Raw genomic sequence first — 10561 nt, forward strand, 5'->3', positions numbered from 1 at the left:
CCCGTGCTGCCGCCCCCGCCCGATGCCATCGCCCGAGCGCAGGCCACCAGCGGCTGGCGGCGGCTCGACCTCGACATCCATGCCCGCCGCGCGCGCCAGCCGGGCGGGCTGCGGCTGGATCTGTCGGGCATCGCCAAGGGCCATGCGGTCGACCGGCTGGCGGCGGTCGTGGCCGGCCACGGCATCGCCCACGCGCTGGTGGAGATCGGCGGCGAGCTGGTCGGGCGCGGGGTGCGGCCCGATGGCCAGCCGTGGTGGGTGGCGGTGGAAGCGCCGCCGGGCTCCGCGCTCGCCCCCGTCCCTCTCGCCCCCATCCACGTCGCGCTGCACGGCCTGGCCATCGCGACCTCGGGCGATTACCGGCGCTACTTCGACCACGCCGGCCGCCGCTATGCCCACAGCCTCGATCCGCGCACCGGCCGCCCGGTGAAAAACGACATCGCTTCCGTCACCGTGCTGCACGCCGAGTGCATGATGGCCGACGCGCTCGCCACCGCGCTGCTGGTGATGGGCGTGGCCGGGGGGATGGCGTTCGCCGCGCGGGGCGACATCGCCGCTTTGTTCGTAACGCGCGAGGGGGACGGTTTCGCCGAGCACGTCACCCCCTCCTTCGCCGCCATGCTGGACTGAGGGACGTGCCTCCACCGCGACCCCGGCTGCGTGCTGGAGCGTACCGCGGTGCGCGCGAAGCGCCGGTAGTTGGAGCAGGAGGACATAAGGTCGGCCCCCGACCGATCATTCTGAGGGATTGAAAGTCAGCCTCGGCTTTCGTCGGAATCCTGATTGATCCCGCCGCATCCCGCCCTTGTGTCGAGCGAAGTCGAGACACGGAGCGTCACATGCGTGGCCCGCCCCTCGACTTCGCTCGGGGAGCGAAGGTTAAAACTATACTTCCGGTCAGGCTCCAAAAGTCCGCAGATCGGTTCTACGCCACCGAATTCCAAGCCGCCGCCGCAAGACGATCTCCGTACCCCGAGCGAAGTCGAGGGGCCGCCCCCGTGACGCTCGATGTCTCGACACAAGGTCCGGGAAAGGGGAGCCCGCCCTCGCCCTCAGCAGTCCGCCCAGCGGCGCAGCAAATTGTGGTACACGCCCGTCAGCCGGATGATCGCCGGATCGGCCTGACCGCGCTCCCCCGCCAGCGCCTGCACGCTGTGGTCGAGATCGTACAGGATGCGCCGCGCGTCATTGTCGCGCACCATGCTCTGCACCCAGAAGAAGGAGGCGACCCGCACGCCGCGCGCGACCGGCTGGACGCGGTGCAGGCTGGACGCCGGGTAGAGCAGGAGATGCCCGGCGGGCAGCTTCACCGCCTGCACGCCATAATGATCCTCCACCACCAGCTCGCCGCCGTCATAGCTGTCCGGCTCGGCGAGAAACAACGTGGCGGAAAGATCGCTGCGCACGCGGAAGTCGCTGCCGGCGAGGATCCGCACGGCGTTGTCGACATGCGTGTCGAACGCCTCGCCGCCGGTGTAGCGGTTGAACAACGGCGGGAACACCTTGAGCGGCAGCGCCGCCGACACGAACAGCGGCGAGCGGCCGAGCGCATCGAGGATGATCGCCCCCGCCTCCTGCGCGGCGGCGCTCCCCTGCGGTAACTGGTGGTTGCGCTTGGCCAGCGCCGACTGGTGGCCGGAGGTGACGTTGCCGTCCACCCAGTCCGCCGCGTCGATCAGCGCGCGCACCCGGGCCACGCCGGCGGCGTCCAGCACGTCGGGGATCGCCAGCATCATCGGGCGATGCCTAGCCCTGCAATACGAACGGGATCGGCACCATGCCCCGCACCTGCACCGGCTGCCCGCCCTGCACCGTGGGCGACCAGCGCCAGCGCCGCACCGCATCGAGCGCGGCCTGGTCGAGCCGGTCGAACCCGCTGCTCTGCGCGACCGAAATCGCCTCGACCCCGCCATCGAGGCCAAGCGTGAGGCGCAGCACGACCGTGCCCTGTTCCTTGTGACGACGGGATTCGATCGGATAGCGCGGCGGCTTGCCGGACACGAGCTTGGTCGAAAGATCGACCGACACCGGCGCGCTGACCGCCGCCACCCTGGGGGCGGCGGCCACGACCACCGCCTGAGGCGGCGGTGCCTCGGCCACGATGGCCACCTGCGGCGGCGGCGCGGGTGTCGCCACCAGCGGCGGCGGCGAGACGATGGTCGGCTGAGGCGGCTGCACCTGCTGCACCACCGGCTCCGGCGTGGCGGACGGCGGCGGGGGCGGCGCCGGCGGCTCGGCGATCAGGTCCACCACCAGCGGCGGCGGCGCTTTCCTGTGCAGCGGGATCACGTCCGCCTTCACCAGCCCGACCAGCAGCACCGCATGCAGCGCGAGCACGGTGCCGATCGCGGTGAAGTTGGGGCGACGCTGGTCGCCGTAGCGGACGGCAGGCGCGGGCGGCGGTACATGCGGCGGCGCATCGACTAGGGCGGGAAAGCTGGCCCGGAACCGCGCCTCGCCCCCGGTTGCGACCGTGCTGCGCCCGTACGCCACGTCCATCATCGTCCCCCCATGCTTATGTTCCGCATAATCGATTCTCTATTGCGAAGCAATCGCATGGGAAGCCGGGCCTGCCTCTCCGCCCGGATCAGAAGGTATAGAACAGGCTCAGCACGGCCGAGCGGGTCGCGCCGGGCTGTGCCCAGCTGTTGCCGGTCGCGGTGCGCACGGTGGTGACGTACTTTTCGTTGGTGAAGTTCTGCACGTTCAGCTGCGCCCGCAATGCGCTGGTGACGGGATAGGTGACCATCAGGCGATGCGTGACGTAATCGTTCACGCGGTAGGCCACGTAATTGTTGGCCGCCAGCTGCGCGAGCGTCGGCACGTTCAGCAGGAAGCTGCCCTGATAGGTCAGGCCGTAGCCCAGCTCCAATCCGAACGGCAGGCGATAGGTGGCAAAGCCGCTGCCCGAATGTTTCGGCGTGCTCTGCAGGGCCACGCCCGCCACCGGATCGGGGAAGGCCGCGCTGTTGGCGCAGGTGCCGGCACCCGGATTGGCCAGGCAGAAACGGGAGACGCCGCGCACCACCTTGCTGTCCAGATAGGTGTAGTTGGCGAAGATCGAGAACGCCTCGCCGATATTGCCGGTGGCGCTCAGCGCGATGCCGTCGACACGCGACTTGCCGTCCAGCACCTGATCGGGGATCGTCGGATCGCCCGAGACGAGGCGGTACTTGTCACGCTCGTTGCGGAACAGCGCGGCGGCGAGTTGCAGGCCGCCGTCGAACACGTCGGCCTTTGCGCCGATTTCGTAATTTTTGGCAGATTCCGGTGCGGTGTTGCAGGTGGCAAGCGCGCAGGAGCCATCGACCGACGCCTTGGACGGCGTGCGCGAATTGCCGAACGCGGCATACACGCTGACGTTCGGCATCGGCTTCACCACCGCGCCGATGCGGTAGGAGAACAGGTGATCGGTCGCGCGGAACGGACCGGTGGTGGTGGTCGGCTGGCCCAGCGTGGCGACGGCGGTGCTGAAGTTGCGCGTGACGTTCTCGCCGGAGAACCGCTCGTAGCGCATGCCGCCGTTCAATTCGAACCAGTCGGTGATCTTCACCGCATCGAACAGATAGGCGGCATAGCTGGTCTGCTCGCCATCGCTGTAGGCGCCACGGATATAGTTGATCGGCCCGGTATAGACGTTGGAGCCGTAGATCCGGGCGAGGCCGGTGGTGGCCGCCGGCCCGACGATCACGCCGTTCGGGTTGGCGATGCTGGTGAGCGGGTAATAACCGGGCGCGGCGAACGGATTGCTGCCGTCGGCGGCGCGCAGGATGTTGCCCGAATCCAGCGCATATTTCTCCCACAGCGCCGAGGCACCCAGCACAAGCGTATGCTCCGCGCCGAAGGTATTCACCACGGCGGTCAGGTCGGTCTGGTTGTAGGCGGTCTGGTTGCGGATGTGCCGGGTGGTGCCGCGCCCGCCGGTGGGCAGGTAGTAGCCCGCCGGGATCGTGAGGTTGCGCGCCGGCGCGGTGGAGATCGCCACGGTGCAGGCGCCGCCGGTGGAGGTCAGGCCGTTGTCCAGGCAGAAGGTGCCGGCGGGCTGGCTGGTGACGGTATATTGCCGGATGTTCTCGTAGCGAGTCAGGTTGCGGATGCTCACCGTGTCGCTGAACCGGTGCGCGAAGATCGCCTGCAGCGAGTTCGTCTTCGACTTCTGCGTATCGACGTTGCGGAAGCCGTAATAGCCCTCGCGGTTGATGTCCGGGATCACGCCGCCCAGCGTCGCGAAATAGGGGATGCCGTATTGCGGCAGGCTCTCGTCGTCGAGATGCTCGTACTGGAAGGTCAGGCTGGTCGGCCCGTCGATGCCGATCCTGATCGCCGGCGCCACGCCCCAGCGTTTGTTATTCTCCACCTGCCGGCCTGGGATGTCGTTCTCGTGATAGACCGCGTTCAGGCGGACCGCGATCAGCTCGTTGAGGCGGACGTTCGAGTCCACCGTCGCGCGATAATAATTGTCGGTGCCGATGCCGGCGTTCAGCACGGTGGTGTTCTCGGCGGTGGGCCGCTTGGTGACGAGGTTGATCGTGCCGCCGACCGAGCCGCCGCCGTTGACGACCGAGTTGGCGCCGTTGGTGACCTCGATCTGTTCGATATTATACGTCTCGTTGCGGCTCAGCACCGCGCCGCTGCGGACGCCGTCCACGGTGATGTCGTTGTTGGCGCTGTAGCCGCGAAGGTTGATCCGGTCGCCGTAGCCGAAACCGCCCTCGCCCGCGCCGAAGGTGATGCCCGGCACGGTGCCGAGCACCTCGCGCAGGGTGAGCAGGTTCTGCTGGCGGATGGTCTGCGCGCCGATAACGGTGATCGTCTGCGGCAGATCGAGCAGGGGGCGGGTGTATTTCGGGTTCTCGGCCCGCTCCACCTTCACGCGATCCTCGATGACGGTGTCGGTCACCGTCATGCCGCCGAGCACGGCCGACTTTTCCTCCACCGGCCGTGCGGCCTGGGCGTGGGCAGGCGTGGCACTGGCGATGAACCCGACACATGAAAGCGCAAGCAGGCTGGTCGCGCCGCGAGGCGCGTTCTCGTGATCTGACATGAATTTTCCCCCGTCGATCAGCCGTCGGGCGATCGTTACGGGTCAGTTATTGCGAACGTATCGCAGAGTCAATGCGAGTCATTATCACAAAATATGAACGTCACCGGGGTCGAGTACGAGAAAACAGCCATACGCGGACGGCGCTGGCGAGATTGGCGGGGGGAGGAACGGCGATACGCTCGGCGGCGATCCGCGCCACCAGCGCGGTGATCGGCAGTCCGTCCTCGGACGCGGCAGCAGCGAGCGCATCCCAGAAGATCGGTTCGAGGCTGATCGAGGTGGCGTGGCCCGCCACCATCACGGAACGCTTTACCGGCCCTGCCACAGGATCGACAGGGCCGGTCGGCAGCGCCGCGCGATCAGTACATGTGCTGCCCGCCGTTGATCGACAGCGTCGATCCGGTGATGAACGCCCCGTTCTCGGAGCAGAGGAACGTCACCGCGCGGGCGATCTCGCTGGCCTGGCCGAGCCGGCCGACCGGAATCTTGGCGACGATCTTGGAAAGCCCCTCGGCCGGCACCGCCGCCACCATGTCGGTGTCGATGTAGCCGGGGGCGATCGCGTTGACGGTCACGCCCTTGCGCGCGCCCTCCTGCGCCAGCGCCTTGGTGAAGCCGTGGATGCCGGACTTGGCGGCGGCGTAGTTCACCTGGCCATATTGCCCCGCCTGCCCGTTGACCGAGCCGACGTTGACGATCCGCCCCCAGCCCCGCTGCATCATGCCGGCGAAGGTGGGCTTGGCCATGTTGAAGCAGCCGCCCAGATTGGTGTCGATCACGGCCTTCCAGTCGTCGTAGCTCATCTTGGCGAGCACGCCGTCGCGGGTGATGCCGGCATTGTTGACGACGATGTCGACCGGGCCGAGCGCCTCCTCGACTTCCTTGACGCCGGCGGCGCAGGCTTCCGGGTCGCTCACGTCCCAACGGAAGGCGGCGATACCGGTGCGATCGGTGAATTCCTTCGCCCGTTCCTGATTGCCCGCATAGTTGGCGGCGACAGTGACGCCGGTTTCGCGAAGTGCAAGGCTGATAGCCTCGCCGATGCCACGCGTTCCCCCAGTAACGATCGCTACACGCGCCATTATCTCTCTCCGTCTCTTACTCGTTAACGACTATGGTAACCAGCCTTCGAGCTGTCGCGCAAGAACAATACGCAGCATTTCGATGCCATCGGGACTGTCGTTCAGACAAGGCAGGTAGGCGAAGTCACTTCCTCCGGCGTGGAGGAAAGTTTCCCGCCCCCTGATCGCCACTTCCTCCAGCGTCTCAAGGCAATCGGCGGAGAAACCGGGGGCCACCACCGCCACCCGGCGCACGCCCTCGCCCGGCAGCGCGGCCAGCGTCGCATCGGTCGCCGGGCCGAGCCACTTGGCCGCCCCGAAACGGGACTGGAAGGCGATCCGCAGATCGCGCCCCAGCGCATCGCGCAGCAGCCGCGCCGTCTTCTGGCAGTGACAATGGTACGGATCGCCCTGCTCCAGCGTCCGCTGCGGCATCCCGTGGAAACTCGCCAGGATCACGTCCGGTGTGAAGTCCAGCGCCGCCAGCCCCGTCTCGATCGAGGCCGCCAGCGCGGCGATATAGGCCGGGTCGTCGTGATAGGGGGGCAGCGTGCGGATGGCCGGCTGCCAGCGCATCCTGGCCAGCGCGGCGAACACGGCATCGTTGGCGGTGGCGGTCGTCGCCGCGCAATATTGCGGGTAGAGCGGCGCGATCAGGATGCGGTCGCACCCCTTCTCGCGCAACGCCGCGATCCGCTCCGCAATGGCGGGTTTGCCGTAGCGCATCGCATGGTCGACGATCCCCCCCGGCGGGAAGAGCGGCGCCAGCGCCAGCGCCTGCGCGCGCGTGATCGCGGCGAGCGGCGAGCCGTCCTCGCGCCATACCTGGCTGTAGGCGTGGGCCGACTTGCGCGGCCGCGTCGTCAGCACCGCGCCGCGCAGGATCGGCTGCCACAGGATCGGCGGCAGTTCCACCACCCGCCGGTCGGAGAGGAACTCCGCCAGATAGCGACGCACCGCCGAGGGGGTCGGCGCATCCGGCGTGCCGAGGTTGACGACGAGCACGCCGATGGCGGGAACGGGAACGGCGGGGTGGTCGGCGGGGATCAAGCGGGCGGCCTTTTCGACGTATCGGCGCGACACGGCCGGCGAGCCACCGTTCTAGCGACCGCCGGGGGTGAGGGGAAGCGTGCGCAGCCGCCGGCCGGTGGCGGCGAACAGCGCGTTCGCGATGGCGGGCGCCACCGGCGGCACCGCGATCTCCCCCACCCCGCCGGGGGCGGCGTTGCTGCGCACCAGCTCGATGCGGATCTCCGGCGTGTCGGCCAGGCGCGGCAGGCCCAGCGCATCGAAATTGCGCGCGTCCGCCCGCCCCGCGGTAAAGCCGGTCGTCGCGCCCAGCGTGGCGGCGATGCCCCACATGATCCCGCCCTCGATCTGCTGGCGCACGATGTCGGGATTGATGATCCGCCCGCAATCCACCACCGCGACGACGCGGCTCACCACGATCCGCTGCCCCTCGCCCACATGCGCCTCGGCCAGCATGGCGACATGGCTGCCGAAGCTGGAATGGCAGGCGACACCCTGACCGCTGCCGGCCACCCCGCCGTCCCATCCACCGAGCGCGGTGGCGGTGACGAGGCAATGCGCCAGCCGGGGGTTGCCGGCCAGCAGCGGGATGCGGAACGAGAGCGGCTCGATGCCCGCCAGCCGCGCCAGCTCGTCCACGAAGCATTCGGTGAAGAAGGCGGTGTAGCTGTGCGCCACTGCGCGCCAGATGCCGGTGGGCACGCCGATGTCGGCGGGGAAATGATCCACCGCCAGCGCGTCCACCGCATAGGGCGGTACCGCACCTTCCACCGCCGCCGCCTCGGCCGAATTGCCGCCGCCCGCGCCGGGCATCAGCCGGCCCATCATCGAGGCCATCGTGGCGGGCGCCGCGATCTCCGCCTGCCACCCGCGGATGCGGCCGCCGCGCCCCAGCGCCGCCGTCATCCGCGCACGGGCGGGCGGGCGCATCCGGTCCATCATGGTCTCTTCCGCGCGCGACCAGGTGACCTGCACCGGCCGCTTCATCGCCTGCGCGCACAGCGCCGCCTGGATTCCTGCGTCATGCTCGATCTTGCGACCGAAGCCGCCGCCGACGAGCATCGGATACACCGTCACCCGATCCCCGGCGAAGCCGATCGCCTTCGCCACCGCCGCGCGGGCGATGCCGGGCGCCTGCGTCGGCATCCACAGCTCCAGCCGGTCGCCGGTGATGCGCGCGGTGGCGGTCAGCGGCTCGATCGCGGCGTGAACGGCGAAGGGCACGGCATAGTCGACCTTCAGCCGGTTGCCGCCCGCCGCGAACGCCGCCTCCAGATCGCCGGTCGAGGCGAAGCGCCGCCCCTCGCCCTTCGCCATCGCCCCCGCCAGCGCCGCCTCGATCGAGGCGCTGTCCGGCACATTTTCCCCCGGGGTGAAGCGGGGGGCCATCGCATCGGCGGCGCGGTCCGCCGCCCACCAGTTCGCCGCCACCGCCGCCACCCAGCCCGGCTGCTCGACCAGCCCGATCAGGCCCGGCACCTTTTCCGCCGCCGCCCGGTCGAACCCCTGCACCGCACCGCTGCCGATCGGCCCGTGCCGCACCGAGGCATAGACCAGATCGGGCACCCGCACGTCGGCGGCATAGCGCGCCGTGCCGTCCACCTTGGCCGGCAGGTCGAGCCGGGGCATCGACCGCCCGACGATCCCGCCCGCCCCCACGGCGCGCAGCGGCGCGACGTCGGGCGGGCTGAACCCCGCCGCCTCGGCCGCCAGATCGGCGAAACGCAGCCGGTCGGCGCCGCGCGTGACGAAACCCTCGGCCGTATCGCACGCCCGCCAGTCCGCCTCCCAGCGCGCGCCCGCCGCCATGCACAGCAGCGCCCGCGCCATCGCCCCCGCTTCGCGAAAGCGCGGCTCGAACCCCCGGATCGAGGAGGAGCCGCCCGTCAGCATCAGCGCGTTGCGCGTGGCATAGGTGCGCGCCGCCCAGCCGCCTACGCCCTTCAGCAACGCGGGCAGCGACTCCTCGGCGCCCTCGCCGATCAGCAGCGTGTTGGCGTAGAGCGGACTGATCGGCGCCGGCTCCACCGAAACAGTCCGCCAGTCCGCCCCCAGTTCGTCGGCGAGGATCTGCGGCAGCGCGGTCCATACCCCCTGCCCCATCTCGGCCTGCGGCACGACGACCGCGACATGCCCGTCGGTGCCGATCTTGAGGAACGCGTTGAGGATCGTCTCCCCCGGCGCGGCGACGAGATTGGGCCGGTACGTGCGCGGCCACAGCCCCCACGCCAGCACCAGCCCCGCGCCGGCACCGCCGCCGATCAGCAGGTTCCTGCGGGTTACGGGCATGGGAGGCGGCTCGGGATGGTCATGGGTGTGGGATAGGGGCGGAGCGGGTGAAGCACCAGCCGCGCCATCATGACAGGCCTAGCCTCGACGCTTCGTCCGACGCCGAACGACGTGAGGTGGTGGTTAGCAGACCTTGCCTGATGCCATGCGGCGAGTACCATGAAGAAATGCGCCTGTTCCATCATTCCTACGCTGCTCTACTTGCTCTTGGAGCATGCTCGGGCGGCGATGCATCGATGAACTGCCGTCTCCCCGATCCCACTTGGAGAGCTGCTCCACTAGATACTCTTGCTGCCGCACATCGGGCTTGGAACACCGTGACAATCGAGAAGAGTAGAGGCTTGCAGTTCAACGGCACACCCGTCTCGGAGCCGACTCTCCTAGAGTATCTCAAGTTAATTCGTCAGATGAGTCCGCAGCCGGTAACGATATACAAGCCTGCGGCTGATGCACCGTGCTCAGAGGTTGCGGAAGTCAGATCGCTAATTTCCCGCGTGTTGCAGTGTTCAGAAGATGGCGACTGTGGAGAAGGGGGCGCTTGGACAGAGCGACCTTTAAGTGGCGACCCCGGACCCTAACTCAATGTCCGCTGTTGGGCGTTTCCTGCCCGGCAGCTTGCAGGATCGGTTGACCGACCGAACAGCCCAAGATGGTGGCGAGCGGAGGGACGATTAGAAGCGTGGCGTGTGACGCAGCCCAGTCCAAGTGCCTCCACAGTGCCAAAGGTCCAAACTACCCGTGCTAACGACGTAAGTTGCAGCGGCTTGAAAGCGATCGCGTTCGTCAAGGGAGAAGGAGCGGGGTGGTAAAATAATAAACCTACCACCGGGGAGCCCGTCGAAGTCAGCTTGCTCTACCTCCACGTCGATCCTGTTAGAGTCAATTTTCCACCCGCGCTGCGCGAACGAATACGTCCGCCGCATCGAGGCGATGTGTTTCAAGCATGGGTCTAAAGCGAGCTGCCGCTCGATCAGATCGACCGTTCGATCGCTCGGTGTGCCCGCAGGACAACCAGCCATGAAGAGCAGCGATGGCAGGAGCGCGTAGCCGGATCGGATCATGCGCCTATGCTACGCGCCCTGCGAACGGCGGCAAGTAGGCGAAACCCGCCCCCCAATCGCCCCTCACGCCCCATACA

General features: G+C 68.5%; 8 protein-coding genes. 1 reads left to right on the forward strand and 7 read right to left on the reverse strand.

Annotated features, from left to right (window positions below):
- Positions 1 to 630 (forward strand): FAD:protein FMN transferase (locus FOY91_RS19080; protein ID WP_145155312.1); only part of this gene is annotated, 630 nt, incomplete at its 5' end.
- A gap of 422 nt (positions 631 to 1052) precedes the next feature.
- Here FOY91_RS19080 and FOY91_RS19085 read toward each other — a convergent pair.
- From FOY91_RS19085 to FOY91_RS19115, 7 genes are all read right to left on the reverse strand, one after another.
- A complete protein-coding gene (locus FOY91_RS19085; protein WP_145155314.1) occupies positions 1053 to 1736 on the reverse strand; it encodes a Fe2+-dependent dioxygenase in 684 nt (227 codons plus the stop codon).
- A 10-nt stretch (positions 1737 to 1746) separates the two neighbouring features.
- Entirely contained in the window at positions 1747 to 2502 is a 756-nt protein-coding gene (locus FOY91_RS22655; RefSeq protein WP_275266050.1) for an energy transducer TonB, read from the reverse strand.
- A gap of 85 nt (positions 2503 to 2587) precedes the next feature.
- Positions 2588 to 5044 (reverse strand): TonB-dependent receptor, encoded by a 2457-nt coding sequence (locus FOY91_RS19095; protein WP_145155316.1) that lies wholly within the window; start codon positions 5042 to 5044, stop codon positions 2588 to 2590.
- A gap of 100 nt (positions 5045 to 5144) precedes the next feature.
- The gene (locus FOY91_RS19100) at positions 5145 to 5369 is read right to left on the reverse strand and encodes a ribbon-helix-helix domain-containing protein (RefSeq protein WP_275266051.1); all 225 of its coding nucleotides are present in this window, start codon (positions 5367 to 5369) and stop codon (positions 5145 to 5147) included.
- A gap of 34 nt (positions 5370 to 5403) precedes the next feature.
- Positions 5404 to 6126 carry an acetoacetyl-CoA reductase gene (gene phbB, locus FOY91_RS19105; protein WP_145155320.1) on the reverse strand — a complete coding sequence of 241 codons (723 nt, stop codon included), beginning with the start codon at positions 6124 to 6126 and terminating at the stop codon, positions 5404 to 5406.
- Between the two features lie 30 nt (positions 6127 to 6156).
- Complete coding sequence (hemH, locus tag FOY91_RS19110) at positions 6157 to 7155, reverse strand: ferrochelatase (RefSeq protein WP_145155326.1); 999 nt, start codon at positions 7153 to 7155, stop codon at positions 6157 to 6159.
- A 51-nt stretch (positions 7156 to 7206) separates the two neighbouring features.
- Complete coding sequence (locus FOY91_RS19115) at positions 7207 to 9423, reverse strand: xanthine dehydrogenase family protein molybdopterin-binding subunit (protein WP_145155322.1); 2217 nt, start codon at positions 9421 to 9423, stop codon at positions 7207 to 7209.
- Positions 9424 to 10561: the final 1138 nt, after the last annotated feature.

Source organism: Alterirhizorhabdus solaris, from assembly GCF_007785815.1.
Taxonomy (GTDB): domain Bacteria; phylum Pseudomonadota; class Alphaproteobacteria; order Sphingomonadales; family Sphingomonadaceae; genus Alterirhizorhabdus; species Alterirhizorhabdus solaris.

Bases quoted from the DNA above. Each gene is read 5' to 3' on its own strand.
- FOY91_RS19085 (WP_145155314.1), bottom strand. From the start codon at position 1,736: ATGATGCTGGCGATCCCCGACGTGCTGGACGCCGCCGGCGTGGCCCGG.
- FOY91_RS22655 (WP_275266050.1), bottom strand. From the start codon at position 2,502: ATGATGGACGTGGCGTACGGGCGCAGCACGGTCGCAACCGGGGGCGAG.
- FOY91_RS19095 (WP_145155316.1), bottom strand. From the start codon at position 5,044: ATGTCAGATCACGAGAACGCGCCTCGCGGCGCGACCAGCCTGCTTGCG.
- phbB (WP_145155320.1), bottom strand. From the start codon at position 6,126: ATGGCGCGTGTAGCGATCGTTACTGGGGGAACGCGTGGCATCGGCGAG.
- FOY91_RS19115 (WP_145155322.1), bottom strand. From the start codon at position 9,423: ATGCCCGTAACCCGCAGGAACCTGCTGATCGGCGGCGGTGCCGGCGCG.